A 24,489-nucleotide genomic window follows, 5' to 3' on the forward strand; every position below is an offset into this window, starting at 1 on the left:
ATTGACGGGTGTGGATTGTTACGGTATTCATGCTATAATAACGGGTAACAACAGTAACGAAAGCAGCAGCATTAAGAGCTCCGATTTTAGCAGGAAAGCAGGGAGACCATGGCTACAACATCGATGGAACGCAAGCCGGATTGGCTGAAAACCAAGCTGACGAATGGCGAGTCGTATAAAGATTTAAAGAATATGATGCGCAACAAGACGTTGCATACGGTATGCGAGGAAGCAAAATGTCCGAATATTCACGAATGCTGGGCGAATCGCACAGCAACATTTATGATTCTCGGCGATATTTGCACACGCGCCTGCCGGTTCTGCGCCGTCAAGACAGGCTTGCCGACGGAATTGGATCTTCAGGAGCCTGAACGGGTGGCCGAAGCGGCGGAGCAGATGGGCTTGCGTCACGTTGTCGTGACCTCCGTAGCCCGGGATGATCTGAAGGACGGCGGAGCCTCGATCTTCGCTGCGACCATCCGCGCTATTCGGCAGCGGATGCCTCTGTCCGGCGTAGAGGTGCTGATTCCCGATTTCCAAGGTGATGAGGAGGCACTGCGCACGGTATTGGAAGCGAAGCCGCATATTCTGAATCACAATGTGGAGACGGTAGAACGGATGTCGGACCGGGTCAGAGCCCGGGCCAAATACCGCCGGTCGATCGAATTGCTGGAGCGTTCCAAGCAGATTGCGCCGTCCATCCCGACCAAGTCAAGCATTATGCTGGGTGTGGGCGAGACCTGGGACGAGATCCTGCAGACGATGGACGACTTGCGTGCCGTTGATTGCAATATCATGACGATCGGGCAATACCTTCAGCCGAGTCCGCAGCATTTACCCGTGAGCCAGTATTATACGCCGGACCAATTTGCCGAATTAAAGGCGGAGGGAATGAAACGCGGGTTTAAGCATGTGGAGTCCGGTCCGCTCGTTCGCAGCTCCTACCATGCCCATGATCAGGTCAAATCGGCGGAGCAGTCGTAACCAGGGGAGGCGCGAATCGTGATCCATATTGCCAACAAAACGTATGAGGTTCTTGTCGATCACAAGAACGGCTGGCGCCCCGAAGCGTTTCGCGACCGCTACAGCGAGGTTTTGGACCGCTATGACTATGTCGTTGGAGACTGGGGCTACAGCCAACTGCGGCTGAGAGGTTTTTTCAAGGATACGCATCCTAAGGGAACGAAGGATACGATTATTTCGACGATTCAGGATTACTTGAATGAATACTGTAACTTTGGCTGTGCGTATTTCATCCTCGAGAAAGTGGCTACCCGGGAGCTCTCTCCCTCCGAGGAGGGCGGCGAGCCTGTGCTGGCCGAGGAAGAATACGAGCAGGCGCAGGGGGCTAGGCAGCACCGCGCGCAGGAGCGCAAGGAACAGATTAGCGCGCGGCAGGCGGCAGCCGTTCAGACTTCCGCAGCAAGCGGTGAGGAAGGCAAGCCTCACGATCGCCAAGGCACCAAGCAGCATGGCGAAAAGCGCTATGGTCAGCAGCATGGTGGGCGTGGCCAGCATGACAAGAACCAGCCGGAGGGCTCGTCTAACAAGCAGAACGGCGGGTATAAACAGGGTGGCAGCCGTCAGAAGGACGGCAAGCCGGGCGGTCAGCAGCGTCAGGGTCAGCAAGGCTCTCCGCGCAATGATCGTGGCGAGCGACCGGATCGCGGTGAACGCCCGGACCGTGGCGAACGTCCTGACCGTGGTGAGCGCCCGGAGCAAGGGGGACGCTCCGGCGGCCATCCGAATGCCCAGCACAATCGACCGAATAAACCGCATCACAAAAGCAACCCAGGCGGCAATCAGAAGCCTAAGCAGGAATCAACCCGCGTATAGTTCGTATAGTTGTTCATAGGAAAGACCCTTCCATTGATCTGGAGGGGTCTTTGTTTGTGGAATCAAATTTCCTGCATAACACACTCAGGCTTACAAGAAAGCCCATGACAAAGAACTTGCCGGGCAGACCTACATCATGTCATACCCGATAAACGCCTCGCGTACACGACTCCAGAACGGAAAGGGACGGAAGCGGGCAAACTTTACCTTCTTGCCTGCGGCTACCATGCTGCGGATCGACAAAATATCGTTGCGCTGCATGTAGACATGGTCCAGCGACAAGATGATATTTTGGTTGGCCCGCGGGTAAATATCGCAATGATGGTGCTTGGGCAGCAGGATCGGCGAGCCGAGTGTCCGGAAGACACGGTTATTGATTGAAGCGATTTCGGCTATTTGGATCGCATCCAGCGATGGATGCACGATGGCACCCCCAAGGCTTTTATTATAGGCCGTGCTGCCTGAAGGGGTGGAAATACAGATGCCGTCGCCCCGGAAGGTCTCCAGCAGCTCATCATTGATATGCAGCTCTGCGACAAGCGTGGCATCCACGCCTTTCAGCGTGAATTCGTTCAAGGCCAGCTCTGTCTCGATACCGCGCTGCGTCGTAATTTGGATCTCGACCAGAGGGTATTTAACGACACGCAGGTCGTTCTGCTGCGCGCTCTCGCCCATCAATTGCGCCAGCAGCTCCACCTCATCCGGCTTCCAATCGGCAAAAAAACCGAGACGTCCCGTATGTATGCCTACAAATGCAATATGGTCAAGCTGATCTTTATACCGGTGAAACGCATGGAGCAGTGTACCGTCTCCGCCGATGGACAGCACGATATCCGGGCTGTCCTCTTCATGCGTCAGTCCGAGCTTCTGGATCAATTCGTGAAAGTTGTTCATCAATTGAATGGATATTTCGTCACCGCGGTGAATGACATTGTACTTCAACAGGTTGTCCTCCTCCAGGCTTTCGTCAGAAAGCCACTTCGTAAGGTGATGCTCAGGCTTTCGTCAGAAAGCCACTTCGTAAGGTGATGCTTAGGCTTTCGTCAGAAAGCCACTTCCCATTCATCATAAACAATCTGGCCTCATAACACAATGCGGCCCGGTGCTTGGGCAGAGAAAGGGGGATGGGTACAAATTGCCCCTATGCCGGATGCACAGCGATGTAACCGTTACCTAGGATGTAAGGCAGTGTTTGCACAAAATAAGGACATATTTAAACAAGAAAAAAAACCGCTTCGTCCATGACGAAGCGGCAGATGAAACGCTGAGTTCAATAGGTTTTGACGAGGGGCAGCTCGAACGAAGTGGCGAAATTCGTGCTGACTGGATGCACCCTGACACTGAAATGGGGGCCGTGACGGAGATGGGACGGGACAATGGCACGATAGATGAATAGGCCTTCGCCTAACTGGCGGGAAGGTTCCATCGGGACGACCACCTGCTCCCAGCCGCTTGCGGTGTCCTCGTAGTAGATCAGGTCAACCGCCGTATCCTGGTACCAGACAGGTCCGAACTGTACAGTGACCGACACTTCCTTGACAGGCTCGGCAGTCCGGGCGGTTTTGCCGCTTTGAAGCGAATCGCTAACCTCGATCACGCGGACGTGATGCCAGTTGTCCGAGATGAATTTTTTAAAGTCCGCGACTTTCCGGGCCTCTTCGTATGAATTGGTGATGAACCGCTGGGTCCGCTCCAGAGAGGGAATGTAGGCGCCCGCCGTATAGTCGGCGACCATCCGGTCCGTGTTATAGACGGGAGACAGCGTCTGGATCGAACGTTTCATCCGCTCGATCCATTGGACCGGCAGGGGGCCTTGATTGTAGTACAGCGGGACGATTTCTTGCTCCAGCACCTGGTAGAGAGATTGAGTATTCTGGCGTCCCTGGGTCTCCTCATCAGCATTCAGGTCTGAGTCAATGCTCCAGCCGTTGCTCCCGTCATAGCCTTCCTCCCACCAACCGTCCAGCACGCTGAAATTAATGACGCCGTTCAGCGCAGCCTTCTGCCCGCTCGTACCACTCGCCTCGTACGGACGACGTGGATTGTTAAGCCAGATGTCTACGCCTTGGACGAGGGCCCGCGCTACATTGATATCATAATTTTCCAGCAGAACGATCTTGCCCTTGAACCGCTCGAGTTGGGACACCTGATAGATTTCACGAAGCATATCCTGACCGGGACGGTCGGCGGGATGAGCCTTGCCGGCAAAAATGAACTGCACGGGGCGCTCCGGATCATTGACGAGTCGATCCAGACGTTTGAGGTCATTGAAGATCAGCGTAGCCCGTTTGTACGTAGCGAACCGGCGGGCAAAGCCGATCGTGAGGGCGTGTTTGGACAGATAGCCACGGGCTTCCCCGATCTGATGATCGGACTGTCCGTTTCGGCGGCGCTGCTCGGCCAGGTTGGCCCGCGCCAGGCGAATCATCGTTTCCTTCAGCTCCTCGTGCACCTTCCACAACGATTCGCTAGGGATCAGATCGATACCCCGCCATACGTCCGGGTTCATCTGATTGAGTGTCCAGTTGCCAGGCAGGAACCGGTCGAACAGCTCCTTGAGCTGCGGAGCAAGCCAGGTGCTGAGATGTACGCCATTAGTGATGTGGCCGATGGGAACCTCGCGAATGTCGATATGGCCATGAAAGTCCCGGAACATCTGGCGGGACACATGCCCGTGCAGCTTACTCACGCCGTTGCGAAGAGCGGAGGTGTTCAGCGCCAGATGGGTCATGTTGAAGGTCTGACTGGATTCGTCAAAGCCGAGCCGTGTCAGATCGTGGCGCAAGGCCGGATGATCGGTGAACAGTCTGGTGAAATAATAATCGAACATCGCCAGAGGAAATGCATCATGTCCTGCCGCCACTGGCGTATGTGTGGTAAACACAGTGCTGGCGCGGACGACCTCCAGCGCGACATGGAAGGGGAGTCCCAGCTCAAGCTGTTCTTTTAGCCTTTCGAACGACAGGAAGGCGGCATGACCTTCATTGATATGATAGGCCCCTGTAGGGACGTTAAGCGCCCGTAGGGCGCGGATGCCTCCGATACCGAGCAGCATTTCCTGAGCAATCCGGACATCCTGCGTCCCTCCGTATAGCTGTGCGGTCAAGTCGCGGTCCCAGGAGCTGTTCTCCTCCAGGTCGGCATCCAGCAGCAGCACCCGGATACGCCCGACCCGAGCCTGCCACACCTTCAAGCGGACAGTACGATCGGCTACATCCACGGTGACGTACAGCTCTTGAGGTTCCGGTTGTTCAGCGTCCCGTGGCGTCCCCGCATCTTCGTCTGAAACATTGGCTTTCTCCGCATGTAAAGCCAAAGCCGGTGTAATTGGCAGTGTGCGGAAGTGATAGGGGACGCTTTCGGCCAGTTGATGCCCCTTGGAATCCAGCTTCTGGCGAAAGTAGCCCTTTTTGTATAGCAAGCCTACTCCGATCAGAGGAATGCCGAGGTCACTGGCGGATTTACAATGATCCCCCGCGAGGATACCCAACCCGCCGGAGTAGATGGGCAGCGATTCATGGAAGCCGAACTCCGCGGAGAAATAAGCGATTGCATGCCGGGACTGATGCGGATAATGGCGGCTAAACCAGGTTCCGGCGCCCATATATTCGTCGAATTGCCTGAGCACAGCCTCATAGCGATTCAAGAAGGATTCGTCTGCAGCCAGCCGTTCGAGCGTGTCCTCCGATACCTTGGTTAATAGCTCTACGGGGTTATGGCGTGTCTGCAGCCAGAGCTCTGCATCAATATCGGCAAATAGGGCCTGGGCGCTGCCGTTCCAGCTAAACCACAGATTCAGGGCGAGATCCGACAGTCTGGCAATAGCCGCAGGAAGGCGGAAGGATGGTGCCGGGAACAACGTGGACATGGGTTCACCTCAAGTTTCATCATAATGAACTACTTATGCCGGGGGTACATGTCTGATTAGTATTTTAAGTTCGGAGACGCTTCATGCACGCCCGGATGAAGTAAAAGACGAAGGACAGCGCGAGCAGTGCGGCAAGCGTACCGGAGAGCAGCCAGAATGCCTGCGGCAGCGTGTACCGAACCCAGGATGTGACGGGGCGGGCCATATCGACGGCCGACACGGAAGAAGGAGCGGTGTCCAGCCACCCGGCAAGAGGCTTCCACAGCAGCAGCACCAGCAAGAAAGCCAGCAGGCCGTGAATGAACCGGGCCGCGGCAAAGGGCCAATACCTCAGAGGCGTGTGATGCAGCAGGCTGACGATCTGAGCGTGCACGGACATGCCTCCCCATGATAGCACCCAGGCTGCGATGGCCGCCTGATACATCAGCGAGATGCCAGGAGCGCTGCCGGCCGCCTTGGCTCCCAGGGTCACCTCGAAGAAGCCGTTAACTATGGCTTGGGATAACACGGCAGGCAATCCGATGCTGTGGAGCAGCGCTTGGACCCCGGCATAAATATAGGTCATGATGCCGGCTGAGGCCATCACCTCCATGACAACGGAGAAAAAAACGACAAGACCGCCGATAATAAATGACATCTGCAGGCCGGAGGAGAGTGCTTGCGTTACCATGACACTGAGCGGTCTGCCATCCTGCAGCCTGGCCCGGTGCATGGCTTCGAACGCTTGCCTCCCTATTCCGCCGCGGACTGGGGGCTTTGCGCCGGTATAGAGCTGATGCGGGTTATTACCCGCGGAGCGCCTGCCATGAAACCTCATGATCAGCCCGACGAGCACGGCAGAGCCGTAATGGGCACTGGCCAGAATCCCAGCGAGCGCCGCATTGTGAAAAAAACCGACCGACACCGCACCGATCAGGAAAATCGGGTCCGAGGATGTCGTGAAGGCGACCAGACGCTCGCCTTCCTCCCGATTGACCAGCTTCTGCTCGTAGAGCTGCGCCGTCATCCGGGCGCTTACCGGATATCCCGAGGCAAAGCCGATCGCCATGACGAAGCCGCCGATGCCGGGAATGCGGAACAACGGACGCATCATCGGATCGAGCAGCATGCCGAAGAAATGGACGATGCCGATGCCCAGCATCAATTCGGAGATGACGATGAACGGAAATAAAGCAGGAAAAAGCACGTCCCACCAGATGGAAATTCCTCTCAGCGAGGCCTGAAGCGAAGGCTCGGGATAAACCAAGATCAAGCCGGCGAGCGCTGCGGCCAAGAGCGAGATAAGCAGTAGGCCGGGATTAGCGGCGCGCATCATAGTCACTTCCTCTCCGTGAAAAAGCCTGTCTCTTTTGTATATGATGGCCAGGCGGGAGACATGCTTCAAGAGGTTGCTGTGCACCCAGCCAAAATTATTGGGAAGGCTTACAAAAATGCTGAATGTTTAGACTTTTTATGGTACAATGTGACTAATATGAGAACGGGAGTGATCCTTATGATGGGTGTTATTGCTGGAATTCTCGTATGCGCATTCGTTTATGTCATAAGGGAGACCTTGATGACCTCGGGTGAAGAAGACACGTACAGCTGAGTCGGGAGCGGAAGGCAGCAGCGACCGCATAGGTTTTGAGATCGATCACGATGCTAAGGCGCAGGCGTTAGCATCTTTTTTCGTTGAGGAGATGAATGTCATGTCAGAGGATGAGCAGAGCCGTCAGACCTTCTATGAAGCGCTTGGAGGAGCTGAAGGCATCCGCCGGATAGTCGAGAGCTTTTACCCGAAGGTGCAGGCGCATCCGCTGCTGGGGCCGCTGTTTCCCGAGAATATAGATCCGGTTATAGAGAAGCAGTATATGTTCTTAAGCCAGTTCTTCGGTGGTCCGCCCTTGTTCTCGGAGGCACACGGGCATCCGATGATGCGGGCCCGGCATCTGCCGTTCCCGATCACGGAGGAGCGGGCCAAGGCATGGCTCGGCTGCATGGCGCAGGCGCTCGAGGAGTCCGGCTTGGATCACAAGGTGCAGCTGGCTGCGTTAGAACGTCTGAAGGGTCCGGCTTACCATTTTATTAACAGCTAGACAATCTAGGTAGCAGAAGGATGGGTACGCATGGTAGAACCACTATTTCAGACCAAAGTGCAGTGCCCTCAGTGTGAGGCGGAATTTAAAACCTCACGGGTCCGTCCTAGCTTCAAGAAACCGGTGAAGACGGACACGGATTTTTGTCTGCATTATAAGGAAGTCAACCCGGACTATTACGTAGTTCGAATTTGTCCGCATTGCGGTTTCGCCAGTACGGAGAACTCCAAGAGCAAGCTGACCCCTCCGCAGAAGCTGGTGTTCCAGGAGAAGATCGGTGCCCAGTGGACGTTCAAGGAATATAGCGGAGAGCGTCGCTGGGAGGATGCACTGTATGCGTATAAGCTGGCCCTTGTATGCGCTCAGACTGTAAACGAACAAGCCCGGCTGACGGCCGGCCTGCTTCATCAGATTGCCTGGCTGTACCGGAGCAAGGGGGATGACGAGCAGGAGAGCAGGTTCCTGAGGTATGCGTTAGCTGAATACATAAGGGCCTTCGAGACGGAGGCCGGCGAGATGAACAATGCCCGGCTGATGTACCTGATCGGAGAGCTGCACCGTCGACTGGATGAGTTTAATGAGGCGGTCAAATGGTTCTCCCGCGTCGTCAACGACAAGCGGATCATGGATGCAGGGATGATCCGGGCATGCCGGGAGCAATGGCAGGCTGTGCGAGAGGAAATGGAGGAGCGCAAGCTCCAGTTGAGCGAGGATGTTCAGGAGCTCTAACGAAAAAGGCTTAAAGCGGCCCGCTTGACGGGCAGGCGCTTTAAGCCTTTTTTGTTTGCGGCAGCCGGGGTGAGCCGGGTGACCCGGAGATTAAATCCCACTGCGGCGAAGGGGGCGGTCGGCGAGCAGATAATCCGCATCGGCCTCGACCAGCATCAGCCGGTTGCGGCAGCAAGGGAGAACGAGCAGCTTCTTGATGCCTTCCTTCAGCTCGTCCAATTCCCGGAGTCCCAGAGGAAGCAGAATATGCTCTTTGGGACAGAAGGGGCAGGTTTGGATATACAGATCTTTACCGATCCGGTCATAGGGCCATGTACGCTCAAAGGGGATCATCGCCCGTTACTCCGCTTCCGGCTTGCCGGCCGATTCATCGGGCTTCGCCTGGCTTTCGTCCGGCTTGGCACTCGCGAGCTCTGCCAGCTTCTGCAGCAAAATATGCTGCGGCATATGCATTAGGTGCTCCAGGGGCACATTCAATTGCTTGGCCAGCTTCTGGGCTGTTTCCGGTGAAATTTGCAAGGGTCTCATCGTTGTCTTCTCTCCCGTCCCTCTGTGTATAGTCTTCATTTAAACATATCCGGGACCAGGATATCAACCAGAATGTGGGTCAGGTACAGCCTGGGATTCGGTATCGGATTATGGTTTAATAATAGGGAATACCTAAATTTTAGGATGGAAGGGTGCGGTGCGTCTTATGCAAAGTCCATTGCCACAAACATGGGATTTGGATACGTTCTTCCCGGGAGGCAGCCAATCGGCCGCTTTTCGCGAGTTTTTGAGCAAGCTGGAGGCAGACTTGAAGGAGCTCCATACTTTGCTGATTGGATTGGACGCTCCTCAGACGGCAGCCTCTGCGGATGAGCTGCTGCCCGTTATCGGGCTGCTGCAGACCGTACTGCTCGCTCTGCGCGAGGCAGGCTCGTTCACAGGCTGCCTGGCTGCGGAAAATCAGAATGACAAGGCCGCTGTGCTGCTAGCGGGGAAGGTGAAGGCGGTCGAAGCAGATTATGCGACGGCGCTTACGCTGTTCGATGATCTGCTGACGCGAGTTGGCAGCGAAGCTTGGGAGGCGCTGCTGGCGAAGCCGGAGGTTGCCGAGATCGTCTACCCGCTGCAGGAGCGTAAGGCGCTCGCAGCCGATAAGCTTCCGCCGGAACAGGAAGCGCTGATCAACGATCTGGCCGTTGACGGGTATCATGGCTGGGGCGAGCTGTACAATACGACGGTGAGCAAGTTCCGAATCCCCTATGAGGAAGGCGGAAAGGTCACGGAGCTATCCGCGGGCCAGGCAGCGAACCGGATGCACAGTCCAGACCGCAAGGTGCGGCAGGAGCTATTCCGTCTATGGGAGAACAAATGGGCGGAGCATGCCGATTATTGCGCTGACGCGCTGAACCATCTCGGCGGATTCCGGCTCAAGCTGTATGAGCGACGGGGCTGGGAGGGCATACATAAGGAACCGCTGGAGATCAACCGGATGTCGAAGGAAACCTTGGACGCAATGTGGAACGTCATCGAGGGCGGTAAGGAGATATTCCTGCACTATCTGGAACGCAAGGCCAAGCTGCTGGGCGTTCCCAAGCTGAGCTGGTACGATGTCGAGGCTCCCGTCGGCGAAGGAAGTCAGACCTTCAGTTACGATGAGGGCGCGGCACTGATCGTGGAGCAATTCAGGAGGTTCAGCCCGAAGATGGCGGATTTTGCCGTCAAGGCGTTTGAGAGCCGGTGGATCGAGGCGGAGGACCGCGACGGCAAGCGGCCTGGCGGCTTCTGCACGTCTTTCCCGGTGAGCGAGCAGACGCGCATCTTCATGACCTATGGGGGAACGGCCTCCAACGTTGCGACCTTGGCGCATGAGCTCGGACACGGCTACCATCAGCATGTGATGAATGATTTGCCCGCGCTGGCCCAGGAATACGCGATGAACGTTGCGGAGACCGCTTCGACCTTCGCCGAGATGGTTGTGGCTGACGCGGCGGTGAAAGCGGCGGAGACCGAAGCGGAGCGTCTTACGCTGCTGGAGGACAAAATTCAGCGTTCGGTCGCCTTCTACATGAACATTCACGCACGCTTCTTGTTCGAGACCGAATTCTATGAGGAGCGCCGTCAGGGACTGGTGAGCGTCGAGCGGCTCAACGAATTGATGGAAAGCGCGCAGAAGCGGGCGTTCCGCGATGCACTGGATGAGTATCATCCGCACTTCTGGGCATCCAAGCTGCACTTCTACATTACGGAGGTGCCGTTCTATAACTTCCCGTATACGTTCGGCTACATGTTCAGCACGGGCTTATACGCAGAGGCACTGCAGCGGGGCGAGGCATTCGAGGAGCAGTATATTGCGCTTCTGCGCGATACAGGACGCATGACGGTAGAGGAACTGGCCGAGAAGCATCTGGGCATTGACCTGAGCAAGCCGGACTTCTGGCAGCGGGCGCTGGACCTGTCTGTAGCTGACGTTGAGGAATTTCTGCGGTTGACGTAATCGCAAAGGCATAGCCAAGAAAAAAGGCTTCTTCTGGACAACGTGGCGTGGTAGTCACGTATGCCGGAGGGAGCCTCTTTGGATTGGTGCGGTTTACTATGCGTCCAGGAGCACCTGCCTGGCAAGAGCTACAGCTTGAAAATATTCATCGTCTGCTGAAGCTGAGTGACGAGCCGCGTCATCGTCTCCGATTGCGAGACGATGGCTTGTACGGCCGCGATCTGCTCGCCCATCGAGGCGGATACTTCCTGCGTGCCTGCGGCAGACTCCTCGGTAATGGCGGAGATATTTTCCATCGTAGCGGCGATCTGCTGGGCGCTGGTCAACATATGCTCGCTTTCCTTGACGAACGTGGAAATTTGCTCGGAGATGAAGGACACGCTGCTGACAATTTCAGCGAAGACGGTCTCCGTCTCCGTGATGAGCCGGGTCTGTTCATGAACGACCTTCTCGTTCTCGGCCATGGATGCAAGAGCTTCCTTGATGCCTTGCTCAATGTCACGGACCAGACCGAATACCTCCTTGGTGGACGTTGTCGACTCCTCGGCGAGCTTGCGGACTTCCTGGGCTACGACGGCAAACCCCTTGCCGTGCTCACCTGCGCGGGCAGCCTCGATGGAGGCGTTGAGCGATAGCAGGTTGGTCTGCTCGGCGATCTCGGAGATCGAGCGAGTCATGGTCGAAATGCCGCCCGCCAGCTCCGCCAGGGAATGGATCGTCTGCGACACGTTGGCGGTAGCGACAACGTTCTTGCGGACACCGTCGCTCTGGGTCTCAACCGACTGTAGGCCTTTATTGACAAGCGCCAGCATGTGGTCGGATCGGGAGCTCATCTCGCGGGTGGAGTCCGCGTAGGTGGAGACTTTAAACTCAATATCCTTGGTGGCGGCCGATACGCTGCTGATTTCCTCGGAAATCTGGTGGGCTCCAGCGGCCAGCTCATTGGCTGCGGTGGCCGCATCCTCCAGCACCGCCTTCATGCTCTCATTCTTATAGTAAATATCACGGCTGGAATCGGAAACCTGTCGGGAAGCCTTCCCCGTATCCGTCAAAATCTCACGCAGCTTCTCCGTCATCCGATTGAAGGAATGGGCCAATTCTCCCAGAGCGTCATCGGAACGAACGGAAATTTGCGCGGTAAAGTCGCCTTTCGAAATGCTGAGGGCGGCCCTGGACACATCGCTAATGGGTTGTGTAAGCGCTCTCTCTAAAAAATTTACAAAGGGGAAGCTTAGGCCGATCATGGCCACGAGAAACCCGATTCCCAGCAGCATACCGGAATCGGCGCGCAGGATAAAGATCAGCATGGCAAGGGAGTAGAGCAAGACGATCGCGTAGCAGCCGATCTGAAGCTTCGTTTTAAACGATAATCCGGAAAACCAGTTCATACCCAAACGACCCCTTCAAAGGTAATATAGGATTAACGTCTCACGAGAGGATCCCAACCCTATGGGTAATTATACCACCCCATGGAAGTTTTGGTCTATACAATTCGGACAAATCAATAGGTCTTAACAAGTTAAATTTTTTAGCGAAAATAGTTAATTTTTGTTGATAAATGGGTATTGTTGCCCTATAATAGGTCTACAGGCCTGTTATACAATATATTCCATATTATTTAAATGAAAGGAGCTGTAATATGATTCTGGAACAACTTCCGTTGGCCAGACAATTGGATCTTGTTTTCCGCGAGTTGAAGGAGGAGCTTACTTCCCTGACTTCCGGCACCGTTTTCGTTCAAATCCGCAATAACATGGTAGGCAAATTTGGTATTCGTGCTTTTCCGCTGGAGAGTAAGGGAACGGAGGTCAAGAAGGCCGATCGCGGCTTGTCGGAAAGCCATCAATTGTCGTTCCGTCAGACCGCACTCGAATCCCTGAAGCTTAAGAAGTGGTCGCATGGGGAAATTCAGTTTGAATTCGCGATGCGCCAGAATCTGTTATGCACATCGGTTACCTTTGAATCCAACTATAATATGGCTAACCTGCTTGGCTCTTCTAGAAATAAAGGTCATGAATTTTAGTACCCCGTATTCAGCAATTATATGTTATATAGATCATACATCCTAAGCATGATAAGAAGGCCCTGATGTTTCGGGGCCTTTTTTGGCATGCTTTGAGTTATTCCGCAAAAAGGGCTCGCACGAGGATTGACTGGAGCTGAGGGTCAGGATTATAATGGGTTCATAACATATGAACGTATACTCATATATTTGTTTTTTGAGGAGTGACTGTTATGGAATCAGCGAATGAAACCGTGAAGCGCGAGCTGCTGCTCGAGGGGTTGGATTGCACCAATTGCGCGGCAAAAATTGAAAAAGGCGTCGGCAAAATTGACGGAATCGCCTCATGTACGGTCAATTTTGTAACCCAAACCTTAACCGTTCAGGCGGATATAGCCAGGGAAGAGGAACTGGTATCGCAAGCTGTGAAAACGGTGACCCAGCTAGAGCCTCATGTCCGCGCTAAAGTCAAGGCGCGCCGGATCGCGGCCAGCCCTGTCGCCGCAGCAGCGGAGAAGGAGCTTGGCTCCGCTTCGACAGAAGAGAAGACTGCGGGCGCTGCTTGCTGCGGCGGGCATTCTCACGATCACGCCGATCACAATCCGGGTCATTCGCATGCTCACGACCACGGTCATGCGCACGGAGGACATGTTCATGAAGAAGCACATCCTCATCAGCACGGCCGGGAGCATAGCGGCCACAGGCATGATCACGGTCATGCCGCTGCGTCGGAGGACGAGGCTCACGCAGAGGGGCATGAGGGACATTCGCATGATCACGGTCAAGGAAGGACGACGAAGCTTGTCATGAGGCTGGCGGCTGGCGCTGCACTCAGCGCAGCCGGCTACTGGCTGGGTCTGCCCGGCTGGGCGGAGCTGATGCTGTTCTTGGCAGCCTATCTTGTCATCGGCGGGGATGTGGTGCTGCAGGCCGTCAAAAATATTGGACGCGGGCAAGTATTCGACGAATACTTCCTGATGTCAGTCGCTACGGTGGGAGCCTTCGCCATCGGAGAGTATCCGGAAGGTGTCGCGGTTATGTTTTTCTATCAGGTCGGGGAGCTGTTCCAAGGCATCGCCGTCAACCGCTCCAGAAAGTCCATCAGCTCTCTGATGGATATCCGGCCGGACTACGCTAACCTGCAGGCCGGAGACGGCATTCGCCGCGTAGCGCCTGAGGAGGTGGCGATCGGCGACCTGATTATCGTGAAGCCGGGTGAGAAGGTGCCCTTGGACGGTAAGGTCGTCAGCGGCCGTTCCGCGGTGGATACCTCGGCCCTGACCGGCGAATCCCTGCCCCGCGAGGTCGAACCGGGCAGCGGCGTTCTGAGCGGATTTATGAACAAAAACGGCGTGTTGACCGTGGAAGTTACCAAGGAGTTCGGTGAATCGACCGTATCGAAGATTTTGGAGCTGGTCGAGCATGCAAGCAGCAAGAAAGCACCGACGGAGAAGTTTGTCACCAAGTTCGCCCGTTATTATACCCCTGTTGTCGTCATTGTCGCGCTGCTGCTGGCCGTGGTGCCCCCGCTGGTCATCAGTGGAGCTACATTCTCGGAGTGGATCTACCGCGCGTTGGTGTTCCTGGTCATCTCTTGCCCGTGCGCGCTGGTCATCTCGATTCCGCTAGGCTTCTTCGGCGGCATAGGCGCTGCCTCCCGGGCAGGCATTCTGGTCAAAGGCAGCAATTATCTGGAAGCTCTGAATGATGTTCAATACGTCGTCTTCGACAAAACAGGAACCCTGACGAAAGGCGCCTTTGCCGTCACAGGCATCTACCCGGAAGGTCAGCGCTCCAAGGAGGAGCTGCTTCGAAACGCGGCTTACGCGGAGCTGCATTCCAATCACCCGATAGCGGAATCGGTGCGGGCCGCCTACGGCAAGCCTATCGATGAGAGCCGGCTGGAGGATTACAACGAAATCTCCGGCCACGGCGTCGAGGTGCGGTTTGACGGTCAATCCGTGCTGGCGGGCAACGCCAGACTGATGGAGAGGGAAGGGCTAACGTTCGCAGCGCCTCCAGAGGCCGGAACGATCATTCACATGGCGATCGGCGGCAGCTACGCGGGATATCTGGTCATTTCCGACGAGGTTAAGGACGATGCGGCCGAAGCGATCCGCCAGCTGAAGCAGCTTGGCATCAAGCGGACTGTCATGCTGACCGGCGATGCCCGAGCAGTCGCAGAGTCCGTAGGCCGGCAGCTTGGCGTCGACGAGGTGCATGCGGAGCTGCTGCCCCAGCATAAGGTCGAGCAGCTGGAACGGCTGGAGCAGCAGAAGTCAGCGAAGGAAAAGACGATATTTGTCGGAGACGGTATCAATGATACGCCGGTACTGGCCCGCGCCGATGTCGGGATCGCGATGGGTGGACTGGGGTCGGATGCTGCGATCGAAGCGGCGGATATCGTGATTATGACCGATGAGCCGTCCAAGATTGCGACAGCCATTCACATCGCCAAACAGACGCGCCGCATCGTCTGGCAAAATATCGGGTTTGCCCTCGGGGTCAAAGCATTGTTCCTGTTGCTGGGAGCCTTCGGCATTGCAACCATGTGGGAAGCTGTATTCTCAGATGTCGGGGTAACCCTGCTGGCTGTATTGAACGCGATGCGCGTGCTGCGTCTGCGTGACTACGCCTGATTAAGAAGAACGAAGAGCCTGCCGGTCAACGGCAGGTTTTTCGTGTTTATGGCATGGACGATGAGGCGATTGGAAGCAGGCTTCACAGAAAAAGGGACACGACTCCCGACATTATCGGACAGTAGGGGGAGGATTAGGGGTTGACAGGAGAGACCCCCCTGTTATACTGAAAGTGATAATCATTATCAATAAAATACATATAGACGGGGTGCTTATCATGTTGTCCGGCAAATCAAGAAAGTTGTTATCTCTGCTTGCGTTAAGTTTGGCTCTTACGGTCAGTGCATGCGGAGGCGGGGGAAATCAGGCAAAGGAAGCGGCGAAGCCCGCTGAACCAGCTTCCACATCTTCTGCAGCGCAGACCGCGAATCCGGCTCCGGCGGCGGCCGAGACGAAAAAAATCACTCACGCGCTCGGAGAGACAGAGGTACCCGCGCAGGTAAGCCGGGTCGTATCGCTGACTCCACATTTCGCCGATCACCTGGTATCGCTGGGCATTACGCCTGTCGGCTCAGTCGTACGCGAGGGCGGAGATTTTGAACCGTATCTGGCAGCTCAACTGAAGGGGACGGATTCCGTAGGCCAGTCATCGGCACCGAGTCTGGAGAAGCTGGTGACGCTGAAGCCCGACCTGATCCTGGCGGTGGAGAAGGATCACTCCAAAGTGTATGAGACTTTGAAGAAAACGGCTCCTACGCTCGTATACACAGATAAGGAAATGGAGCAGGACTGGGCCAGCGTGTTCCTGAAGGTAGCGGAAGCCGTAGGCAAGGAAGCGGAAGGGAGGCAGAAGCTGCAAGCGTTCGGAGATAAAACGAAGGCTCTTCAGGGGAAGCTTGCTGCCAAGCTGGGCAATCAGACCGTCGTATTCTTCAAGGTCACGGACAAGGATACGCGCATCCTGAGCAAAAACAGCCCGCTCGGAAAAATCGCTTACGAGCAGCTTGGCCTGAAGGCGCCTCAGGGCATGCCTGACGGAGAAGGCGAGATCAAGATCGCCATCGAGAAGCTGCCTGAGCTGAACCCGGATTATATCTTCGTGATGGATACGAACGTGCCGGATTATGCCGCCAAGCTGAATGAAGCGATGCAGACGCCGCTGTGGCAGAGCCTCAATGCCTTGAAGAACAAGCATGTGTACATGGTGCCGCTCCGTGCAACGAAAACCGGCTTTGGACTTATGATGCACAATCAGTTCGTCGACGAAGTACAGAAGGCGCTGCTCGGATCATGAGTTCCCGGCCGTCTATCGCACGACGGCCTGACTGCCTTCCCGGGGCGATGAATCAGAAGAGAAGGCTGTCGCCTTCTTTTCTGATTTTTCTCGTTTCGGCGGGTATTCTGGCCGGGCTGCTTATCTCGGTGACGACAGGAGCCGCTTCGATTTCTCCGACCACGGTGAAGGAAGCCTTCCTGCATTATGACCGGACTTCGGTGCAGCATTACACAGTGATGTCCGTCCGGCTGCCCCGTGCGGTCATTGCCGTCCTCATCGGCGCAGGCCTCGCCGTATCGGGAGCGATTATGCAGGGGATGACGCGCAATCCGCTGGCCAGCCCGAGCATTATGGGCGTATCGGCAGGCTCCGGTTTTGCTGTCGTAGGCGCCTTTATCTTCTTTCCAGCGCTGTCTTACCAGGCGATGATCCTCGTATCGATGGCCGGTGCAGCGCTCGGGACGATGCTGGTCTTCGGCGCGGGAACTGCGGCCTCGTATATCGGCTCGGCATCCCATACGCATGTACGGCTTGCCCTGGCCGGGGCAGCGGTCAGCGCCATGCTGGGCGCGGTGTCCGAGGGGATGCAAATTTACTACGGCATCGCCCAGGACATCATGTTCTGGTATGCGGCGGGCATCTCCGGCGTGAAGTGGGTGCATGTACAGACGATGCTGCCTTGGGCGGCGGCGGGTCTGACCGCCGGAATGCTGCTTGCCCGCAGCATCACGCTGCTGGGCCTGGGCGAGGATTCCGCAGCGGGACTCGGGCTGCGGGTAGGCCGGGTCAAGCTGGCCGGAGCGCTGACTGTGTTCGTGCTGACCGGCTCGGCGGTAGCCGTAGCGGGGCCGATCGGCTTTATCGGGCTGATGATTCCGCATCTGACCCGCTTTCTCATCGGGGTCGATTACCGCTGGGTGATCCCCTGTTCGGCTCTGCTCGGCGGCTTCCTGCTGCTGGCGGCGGATACGGCCGCCCGGCTGGTGAATCCTCCCCAGGAGACGCCGGTCGGTATATTGACCGCGCTGCTGGGCATTCCTTTTTTCCTGTATCTCGCCCGTAAGGAAGGGAAGGGGGCCGTATGAGCACCCAGCGCCGCACCCTGGTTACTGTTATCGTCCTGCTGCTTCTGCTGGCTGTCATCTTCTTCATAAGCGTTAATTCGGGGCTCGTCCGGCTCACACCGGTGGAGACCGTGCACACCCTGCTGGGCCAAGGGACACCCGATGCCCGGCTCATCTTATTCGACATCCGGCTGCCCCGGATTGTCATCGCCCTGCTGGTCGGCGCAGGCTTTGCCGTGGCTGGGGCGATCATGCAGGGCGTATCCCGCAATGCGCTGGCCGATACGGGGCTGCTGGGCATCAATGCCGGAGCGGGCTTGGCTATTGTCTTGTATGTGGTATTCGGCTATGGCAAGCTCCAGTATGCCCCGGTAGTCGCCCTGCCGGCGGTTGCGTTCGTCGGGGCTGCCTTAGCTGCCCTGTTCGTATTTCTGCTCGCGCTTAAAGACGGCCAGCTGGCCCCGGTACGGCTCGTGCTGGTTGGCATCGCCACAGGAGCGGGTATTAGCGCAGCGATGCTGTTTTTTACCTACCGGATGAATGCTTACAACTATACGTTCGTGAAAATCTGGCTGACGGGAAGCATTTGGGGCACCAACTGGCTCTACGTACAGGCTGCGCTGCTCTGGGTGGCAGTGCTGGTGCCGCTGGCCGTCTACAAGGGTTACCGGATCAACCTGTTGACCTTGGGCGATCCTATCGCGACCGGTCTGGGCGTCGCGGTGCAGCGCGAGCGTCTGGTCCTGATGGCTGTCGCAGTCGGACTCGCGGGGGCATGCGTCGCAGTGGCCGGAAGCATCGGCTTCGTCGGGCTGATCGCACCGCATCTGGCCCGCCGGCTGTTTCCGGCCGACTACCGGCTGCTGCTGCCGGGCGCGGCCCTGCTGGGCGCGATTCTCGTGCTTACCGCTGATACCATCGGCCGAACGATGGCGCAGCCGGTGGAAATTCCAGTGGGCGTCGTGGTTGCCGCCGTCGGAGCCCCCTACTTCCTGTATCTGCTGATCCGCAAGCCGTGAAACCAAGCTGGAGGCTCAGGATATGGATATTCCAGCGTCGCGACGGGTCCAGGGAAAATAGGGGGAGGCGTGAAGCAAGCTCATCGTCTATAATAAAAGGACAGCATAAAGAAAAACGGCTCCGGAAGGAGCCGCCCTTAAGTATTCGTGGTGTTGCCTTATCGGGAAAATTTGCCGGCCAGCTGCTGCTCGGCGATTTGAACGAGACGACGTGTAATATGACCACCGATCGCACCCGTGTCGCGGGTAGCCATGAAGCCATAGTAGCCGTCTTGAGGAATTTGAATGCCCAGTTCTTGAGCAACTTCATACTTCAGCTGGTCCAAAGCCTGGGAGGCTTGAGGAACGACCAAAGCGTTGCTGCTGCGGGATTGTCCTGCACCCATTGATATCACCTCCGTTCTGATAGGTAGTATGTTCCACAAAAGGACTTCTACTCAATTTGGAAATTGGTAAATCTGTCCATTAGCGCGAAAAGGGGATGAACAGCATGTCTTTTGCACTCAGCTACCGCAACTGGTCCTTTGACCGTGACCTGCAAATCGTGCACGCCGATGTCAGGCTTGAGATTGACGGCGAATCGGTCATCGACGAGCCGCTCTGTATCGATGTAGGCCTGCCGGCCCTGCTGCTGAGCGCGCAGCGGGATGTGCGGCCCGACCGCTGGGCTGGGATTGAGGCCTGGGACAAGGTGCCCTTCTTCATCTGCGGCTGCGGCGACCCGGAATGCCGCGGCTTCTCCTTCATCGCCCGGCACCGCCAAGGCGAGCCGCTGCTCGATCTGCAGGAGGTCGAGGAGTCCCAGGACGGGGAGCCACGCCCGCTGGCCGATTACCAGATCGACCGGGCGGAGTACATCCGGCAGGTCCGGGACATCGGCGAGACGTTCCTGGCCTTCGTGGAGCCGCTCGACTATAGGCCGCTCTACGCGGACACGGTACCTACGGTTCGCAGGCTGCTAGCTGAGCTGTCTCGGCAGGAAATCGACGTTCAGGGATTTGCATCGGGTCAGAGCTCATAGGTCAGCAGATCGACAGGCTGTGAACTTAATACCGATCGGGTGAAAAGCTCACCTGTCTAAGATCTCAAGCTCCGGCATCCAGCGGCGCATATGCTGCCTCAGCTCATCGCGGATGCTGGAGGCGCCCTTCAGCTCATGCTCTTCCACAGACGCAAGCGGTACGACACGGTATCCTCTCCAATCGGAGAACCGGATATAGGTCGGCATGATGCTTGCGTGCTCAACCGTTACGCCGCCCGGGCTATCGCCTGAAGCGGCTTTTTTGCGCAGCTTGGCCTGGAGGATGCCGCCGATGCGTGTATACGGCCCCGGCTGCTTCTGGGCCGCGATGAAATTGCCGAGCGAATAAACGGCCAGGCTGCGGCTGCCATGTCCGTCATCCACCCATTCGGCAGGCTGCAGCACATGCGGATGATGGCCCAGGATCAGGACCGCTCCGGCCGAAGCCGCCAGTCGGACGAGCTCCTGCTGACCGGCGTTCGGCAGACGCTGGTACTCGTTGCCAAAGTGTAGGCTCACGATGACGGCATCGGCGCTTTGTCTGGCCTGGCTAACCTCTTGTTTCAGCGCCTCCTTATCCAGCCTGTGGACGAGATATTCCTTTCCCGGCGGGGAGAGGATACCGTTCGTTCCGTAGGTATAGGCCAGGAATGCCAGCTTCAGCCCGTGCTTCTCCAAGATGCGCAGACGCCTGCGGTCGGCTTCATCCGTGCTGGCTCCCGTATATTCGACCCCCAGCGTGCGCCAATGTGCGATGGCCCGCTGCAAGGCTCTCTCCCCGCGGTCCAGCGCGTGATTATTAGCCATGGTTACGAGGTCGAGACCAGCGTCGCGCAGTGCGTCAGCTACTTCGAAGGGACTGTTGAATGCCGGATAATCGGACAGTCCGATGGCAGCTCCGCCTGTCACGCTCTCCTGATTGGCTATCGCAATATCCGCCGTCTCCAGCATGCTCTTGACGGGGGCCAGCATCGGGCGGAAGTCGAAGGAGTTCCCGGTTCGGGCATCCTCGTAGACGGACCGATGGAGCAGGACATCTCCGACGGCTGCAAGCGTGACGGCGGGCTCCGGAGCAGGCGGGCCTGCCTGCTGCATGCTTTCCTCAGGAAGTGGCACGGACAAGCTGCCTGTTCCGCCTCCTGTATGCTGCAGCTCGTGGACGGAGGCATCGGGAGCTGGCGGCTTTCCTTGCCTGGACAGGGTCGAACAGGAGCTGGAGACAACCGCTAGAAGAAGCGCACCGGCTATGGCGATGAGCCTGGGGGATCCCCAGATTTGTTTCAAGTCGGATCCACCTCCTGTTTTCCCATACTATCCCCAGATGGACAAATCCGCAGGGGATGAAACTATTTCCTGCATACAACGTTTAACGGTATACAAAGACGTAAGCTGAGAGGGGGAGGCAGATATGGAAGCTCGCACTGTCTACTTTCGCGAAAATTTTTTCTCCAGCGGAGAAACGGAAATTCTGGATGAAGCCCAGCGGCAGGTAGGGAGGTTGGATCTGCACAGCATGTTTCATTCTGGAGTGACCGTATACAGCTCCGGCGGACTCGCGTCCTATAGCGGCAAATTCCGTTTTTTCTCCAACAAATGGTTCGTTTACAGTGGGAACGAGCAGGAAATGGGCGTATTGAGGTCCAGAATTTCGTTTCTGTCCCAACGATATGAATACGATAGTTTCCGTCACGGGATATTCACGATCGAGGCCCCTGCTTTCTCCAAAGATTATACGGTCGTTGCCCCTAATGGGCAGGTAGCTGCGGAATTCCGCCGGATTAGCCACTTCTTCGCTTCCGGAGCATTTGAGCTGACCAATCATTCGGGACTGCAGATGCAGGAATTGATCGTGGTGGTCATGGGTGTTCATGCGATCCGGAAGCGGAAGCAGTCCTCGGCGAATACATGAAAAGTTTATGCATAAGACCTGACTTCCATAGGAATTTGGTTCAAAAGTCCTCATCATTCCAAGCTTTGTAACGGAAGTTACAGAATCTTGAATGTTGAATATGGTAGTATCGGCTTAGAGAGAAGTCAGTTCTACAAGACAAGATAGGGAGTGGAAGTATGCTGTTGTCCTGACGGATGAAGCAATGGAGGGCGATATCCTCGGGCGCAGTATATACACGGCTGAAGGACGGCTGATATTGAATAAAGGCGTCAAGCTTGACGATAAACGGATTGACACCATCAAGCGGCGAGGACAGCGTTACGTTGTTATCGAATCAAGAGTCGGTGAGACTTCCGGTACGGAGGGGATCAAGGCGGATTTACGCCGCCTGACGGAGCTGCTGCTCCAGGAACTGAACGAGAAGGCTCAGTTGGAAGAGGGGCTGAGCTTTGAGCCGATTAATGACTGGGCCGATCATGCAGCCGCCTCCTTCATGGAGCAGCCGGATGTTATTTATTATTATCAAGACCTCCGGCCCAGTGGCCCGGACTTGATCGGACACAGCTTGAACGTATGCTTGCTGTCCATGCTGACGGGCAGGGCGCTCGGTTATACGCTGCCTTAGGTGAAAGAAGTGGCGATTGGCAGTCTGCTGCATGACATGGGACTGGCCTATTCCGCGGCTGACAGCTTGCTTATCCAACACCCGGTGACCGGCTATGAACTGCTGCAAGCAGTACCTGGCATTTCCGAAGGGGCACTGAATATTGTCCTGCAGCATCATGAGCAACTGGATGGCAGAGGCTTTCCTCAAGGTATTACAGGGAAGGAGCTATCCGAAGGGGCACAGATTTGCGGAATCTGCAGTGATTGTGCATTTCTCAAGGCATTCGTACCCTACCCCTTGGGGACGGTTTATAAGGAAATGGGGGACAGGTATGCCTATTACTTCAGCCAAGCTTAGGTCGAAGATTCCTTTTTTCCAGGGCATAGATCCTGAACTTCTGAAGCGGATTGTACCGTATGTACAGGAGAAGACCTACAGGAAGGGAACGCTTATTTTCCTAGAGGGAAGCGAAGGGAATGAGATTTATTTCATCGCATCGGGGTCAGTCAGCATTCATACGTTCAATAAATCCAAGAAGGTCATCCTGGCCTTCTTTCAAGAAGGCGATTATTTCGGGGAGATGGCGCTGATCAAGCCGGGTCTCGTACGGTCGGCAACAGCGGAGACGATCGCGCCGACGCGGTTATTCGTGCTGCAGGGAACGGATTTTAAGTACCTGTTCGAGAATGACCGTAATTTGCTTTACTACCTGGTAGAGGACACGATGGATCGGCTGCGTAATGCGAACCGGCAGATCTATGATCTGACCTTCCTGAAGGTCCGTTCCCGCATCATGAAGCGGCTGAAGGGCTGGGCCGAGGAATATGCCGCTCCCAGACAAGCAGGCCCTGTCCTGATCCCGATGAAGCTGACCCATCAGCAGCTCGCCGATCTGGTCGGCGCCGTCCGCGAAACGGTATCCAAGGTGCTTCAGGAGCTGCAGGACGAGGGCCTGATCCAGATCAGGCAGAAGATGATTCAGGTGATCAGCATCAAGCAATTGGAGAGCAAGCTGCTGGAGGATGAATAACTCTGGGCTTGCCCGCTCCACTTAGAGACCGAAGTTCATATTCGGATACACATACGGGGTCTTGGCCGGCTCTGCCCGGACGACCTTTTCCACCTTGAGCACCATAATCTCCGCATCATTAAACTTCGTTTTTTCGATTTTGCCGGTTACCGTCACCCATCCGTCATTCTCGAGCGTCTTGGCTCTGTCATATTCGGCAAGTACGCCGAAGGGAGCGGCATCCGCCGAGCAGCACTGGATGGAGAAGCGCCCGATGACGAACTGCCGCTCGTTCATCTCCTCTTGACGGTAGACAAAGCCGGTGAGCTCCAGCTTCTTGCCCACGAAACGGTCGAGATACAGATCGACTGAGGTCAGCGTCTCCATGAAAAATTCTTCCGATACTTGGATCGTATCCTGCTTATACAGCTTCTTGGCATAATCAGCATATTGCTTGGTGAACCGGTCGGAAGGGAACAGCTCATCTGTCGGCCCAGCCGAGCCTGCTTGCTGAGCTTCCTTGCCCGCGTCGCCGGTCTGAGACGTGCGGCTGTCCGGAGCGGTAGCACCGGTACCGCCGCCGTTCGTTGGAGCTTCTCCAGTGCCCGAATCGGCGGCTGGGGAAGCCTTCTTCACCGAGCTGGCACTGCTCAGGTTCATTCCTTTCTTGGCCGCGAGACTGCTGCCCATGGTTGAGTCCGGGAGGGCGAAGCCGAGCAGCAGAGGCAGGATGAACAAGCCGTAGACGATGGTATGCTTGAAGACGGACCTGGACGGTGTGTGGTCATGACCGCAGTCGCAGTCCGGCTCATGCCGCTTGCGCAGCGTGCTGACGGCCAGGTAGGCCTGATGGGCGCCTACGGCATAGAGGCCCAAGGCGGACCACTTGACATAATCGGTCATGCGTGGAGCTATGTACAGGAGAATGCGTTCGCTTTGGACGAGATAGGCGATGTACCCGGCAAAGCCGAACAGGATCAACGCCTTGATGGCATGATGGAAGCTAAGCGTACGTGGACTCATCGGGTTCA

At 56.3% G+C, this 24,489-nt stretch carries 25 protein-coding genes; 16 read left to right on the forward strand and 9 right to left on the reverse strand.

Translation table 11 applies throughout. The features are described 5' to 3' along the window. Window positions 1–108 precede the first annotated feature (108 nt). On the forward strand, window positions 109–984 hold the full coding sequence (gene lipA, locus WMW72_RS17005) for a lipoyl synthase (protein ID WP_341416713.1): 876 nt from the start codon (window positions 109–111) through the stop codon (window positions 982–984). Between the two features lie 18 nt (window positions 985–1,002). Continuing rightward, window positions 1,003–1,836: a YutD-like domain-containing protein gene (locus tag WMW72_RS17010; protein ID WP_341416714.1), complete on the forward strand. Its 834-nt coding sequence runs from the start codon at window positions 1,003–1,005 to the stop codon at window positions 1,834–1,836. A gap of 129 nt (window positions 1,837–1,965) precedes the next feature. Here WMW72_RS17010 and WMW72_RS17015 read toward each other — a convergent pair whose 3' ends face one another. The 3 genes from WMW72_RS17015 to ylbJ form a co-directional block, all read right to left on the reverse strand. After that, window positions 1,966–2,778, reverse strand: coding sequence for an NAD kinase (locus WMW72_RS17015; RefSeq protein ID WP_341416715.1), 813 nt, complete (start codon window positions 2,776–2,778; stop codon window positions 1,966–1,968). 328 nt (window positions 2,779–3,106) lie between these two features. Further along, the gene (gene glgP, locus WMW72_RS17020) at window positions 3,107–5,704 is read right to left on the reverse strand and encodes an alpha-glucan family phosphorylase (RefSeq protein ID WP_341416716.1); all 2,598 of its coding nucleotides are present in this window, start codon (window positions 5,702–5,704) and stop codon (window positions 3,107–3,109) included. 64 nt (window positions 5,705–5,768) lie between these two features. Further along, entirely contained in the window at window positions 5,769–7,016 is a 1,248-nt protein-coding gene (gene ylbJ / locus WMW72_RS17025; protein ID WP_423227559.1) for a sporulation integral membrane protein YlbJ, read from the reverse strand. Between the two features lie 18 nt (window positions 7,017–7,034). Here ylbJ and WMW72_RS17030 point away from each other — a divergent pair, with 18 nt between their 5' ends. The 3 genes from WMW72_RS17030 (at window position 7,035) to WMW72_RS17040 (ending at window position 8,508) form a co-directional block, all read left to right on the forward strand. Next, window positions 7,035–7,292: a hypothetical protein gene (locus tag WMW72_RS17030; protein WP_341416718.1), complete on the forward strand. Its 258-nt coding sequence runs from the start codon at window positions 7,035–7,037 to the stop codon at window positions 7,290–7,292. 100 nt (window positions 7,293–7,392) lie between these two features. Further along, the gene (locus WMW72_RS17035; RefSeq protein WP_341416770.1) at window positions 7,393–7,779 is read left to right on the forward strand and encodes a globin domain-containing protein; all 387 of its coding nucleotides are present in this window, start codon (window positions 7,393–7,395) and stop codon (window positions 7,777–7,779) included. 30 nt (window positions 7,780–7,809) lie between these two features. After that, a complete protein-coding gene (locus WMW72_RS17040) occupies window positions 7,810–8,508 on the forward strand; it encodes a DUF2225 domain-containing protein (protein ID WP_341416719.1) in 699 nt (232 codons plus the stop codon). Between the two features lie 90 nt (window positions 8,509–8,598). Here the strand turns inward: WMW72_RS17040 and WMW72_RS17045 are convergent, their stop codons facing one another. Beyond that, window positions 8,599–8,841 (reverse strand): hypothetical protein, encoded by a 243-nt coding sequence (locus tag WMW72_RS17045; RefSeq protein WP_341416721.1) that lies wholly within the window; start codon window positions 8,839–8,841, stop codon window positions 8,599–8,601. A gap of 6 nt (window positions 8,842–8,847) precedes the next feature. After that, the gene (locus WMW72_RS17050) at window positions 8,848–9,036 is read right to left on the reverse strand and encodes a YycC family protein (RefSeq protein ID WP_341416722.1); all 189 of its coding nucleotides are present in this window, start codon (window positions 9,034–9,036) and stop codon (window positions 8,848–8,850) included. A 166-nt stretch (window positions 9,037–9,202) separates the two neighbouring features. Here WMW72_RS17050 and WMW72_RS17055 point away from each other — a divergent pair, with 166 nt between their 5' ends. Beyond that, complete coding sequence (locus WMW72_RS17055) at window positions 9,203–10,990, forward strand: M3 family oligoendopeptidase (protein WP_341416723.1); 1,788 nt, start codon at window positions 9,203–9,205, stop codon at window positions 10,988–10,990. A gap of 128 nt (window positions 10,991–11,118) precedes the next feature. On the opposite strand, the gene WMW72_RS17060 is transcribed toward WMW72_RS17055, so the two are convergent. After that, entirely contained in the window at window positions 11,119–12,378 is a 1,260-nt protein-coding gene (locus WMW72_RS17060; RefSeq protein WP_341416724.1) for a methyl-accepting chemotaxis protein, read from the reverse strand. 251 nt (window positions 12,379–12,629) lie between these two features. Between WMW72_RS17060 and WMW72_RS17065 the strand changes: the two genes are divergently transcribed. From WMW72_RS17065 to WMW72_RS17085, 5 genes are all read left to right on the forward strand, one after another. Then, a complete protein-coding gene (locus WMW72_RS17065; RefSeq protein ID WP_341416725.1) occupies window positions 12,630–13,013 on the forward strand; it encodes an O-methyltransferase in 384 nt (127 codons plus the stop codon). Window positions 13,014–13,225: 212 nt separating this feature from the next. After that, on the forward strand, window positions 13,226–15,631 hold the full coding sequence (locus tag WMW72_RS17070; protein WP_341416726.1) for a heavy metal translocating P-type ATPase: 2,406 nt from the start codon (window positions 13,226–13,228) through the stop codon (window positions 15,629–15,631). Between the two features lie 217 nt (window positions 15,632–15,848). Further along, window positions 15,849–16,865: an ABC transporter substrate-binding protein gene (locus WMW72_RS17075; protein WP_341416771.1), complete on the forward strand. Its 1,017-nt coding sequence runs from the start codon at window positions 15,849–15,851 to the stop codon at window positions 16,863–16,865. 47 nt (window positions 16,866–16,912) lie between these two features. After that, on the forward strand, window positions 16,913–17,932 hold the full coding sequence (locus WMW72_RS17080) for a FecCD family ABC transporter permease (protein WP_341416727.1): 1,020 nt from the start codon (window positions 16,913–16,915) through the stop codon (window positions 17,930–17,932). Then, window positions 17,929–18,930, forward strand: a complete 1,002-nt coding sequence (locus WMW72_RS17085; protein ID WP_341416728.1) for a FecCD family ABC transporter permease — start codon at window positions 17,929–17,931, stop codon at window positions 18,928–18,930. The genes WMW72_RS17080 and WMW72_RS17085 overlap by 4 nt, the downstream gene beginning before the upstream one ends. A 158-nt stretch (window positions 18,931–19,088) precedes the next feature. Here WMW72_RS17085 and WMW72_RS17090 read toward each other — a convergent pair whose 3' ends face one another. Next, window positions 19,089–19,316, reverse strand: a complete 228-nt coding sequence (locus WMW72_RS17090; protein ID WP_072334850.1) for an alpha/beta-type small acid-soluble spore protein — start codon at window positions 19,314–19,316, stop codon at window positions 19,089–19,091. Between the two features lie 104 nt (window positions 19,317–19,420). On the opposite strand from WMW72_RS17090, the gene WMW72_RS17095 reads away from it, so the two are divergent. Continuing rightward, complete coding sequence (locus WMW72_RS17095; RefSeq protein ID WP_341416729.1) at window positions 19,421–19,951, forward strand: hypothetical protein; 531 nt, start codon at window positions 19,421–19,423, stop codon at window positions 19,949–19,951. 48 nt (window positions 19,952–19,999) lie between these two features. Here the strand turns inward: WMW72_RS17095 and WMW72_RS17100 are convergent, their stop codons facing one another. Next, on the reverse strand, window positions 20,000–21,235 hold the full coding sequence (locus tag WMW72_RS17100; protein WP_341416730.1) for a CapA family protein: 1,236 nt from the start codon (window positions 21,233–21,235) through the stop codon (window positions 20,000–20,002). A gap of 124 nt (window positions 21,236–21,359) precedes the next feature. On the opposite strand from WMW72_RS17100, the gene WMW72_RS17105 reads away from it, so the two are divergent. The 4 genes from WMW72_RS17105 to WMW72_RS17120 all read left to right on the forward strand — a co-directional run bounded on the left by WMW72_RS17105 (window position 21,360) and on the right by WMW72_RS17120 (window position 23,479). Continuing rightward, complete coding sequence (locus WMW72_RS17105) at window positions 21,360–21,860, forward strand: LURP-one-related family protein (protein WP_341416731.1); 501 nt, start codon at window positions 21,360–21,362, stop codon at window positions 21,858–21,860. A gap of 184 nt (window positions 21,861–22,044) precedes the next feature. Continuing rightward, a complete protein-coding gene (locus WMW72_RS17110) occupies window positions 22,045–22,467 on the forward strand; it encodes a hypothetical protein (RefSeq protein ID WP_341416732.1) in 423 nt (140 codons plus the stop codon). Further along, window positions 22,468–22,806, forward strand: coding sequence for an HD-GYP domain-containing protein (locus tag WMW72_RS17115; protein WP_341416733.1), 339 nt, complete (start codon window positions 22,468–22,470; stop codon window positions 22,804–22,806). Continuing rightward, window positions 22,781–23,479, forward strand: coding sequence for a Crp/Fnr family transcriptional regulator (locus tag WMW72_RS17120; RefSeq protein ID WP_341416734.1), 699 nt, complete (start codon window positions 22,781–22,783; stop codon window positions 23,477–23,479). Before WMW72_RS17115 ends, WMW72_RS17120 begins: the two co-directional genes overlap by 26 nt. A gap of 21 nt (window positions 23,480–23,500) precedes the next feature. Here the strand turns inward: WMW72_RS17120 and WMW72_RS17125 are convergent, their stop codons facing one another. Continuing rightward, window positions 23,501–24,481: a TIGR03943 family putative permease subunit gene (locus tag WMW72_RS17125; protein WP_341416735.1), complete on the reverse strand. Its 981-nt coding sequence runs from the start codon at window positions 24,479–24,481 to the stop codon at window positions 23,501–23,503. Window positions 24,482–24,489 lie beyond the last annotated feature (8 nt).

The sequence above is a fragment of the Paenibacillus filicis genome (assembly GCF_038070315.1).
Taxonomy (GTDB): domain Bacteria; phylum Bacillota; class Bacilli; order Paenibacillales; family NBRC-103111; genus Paenibacillus_G; species Paenibacillus_G filicis.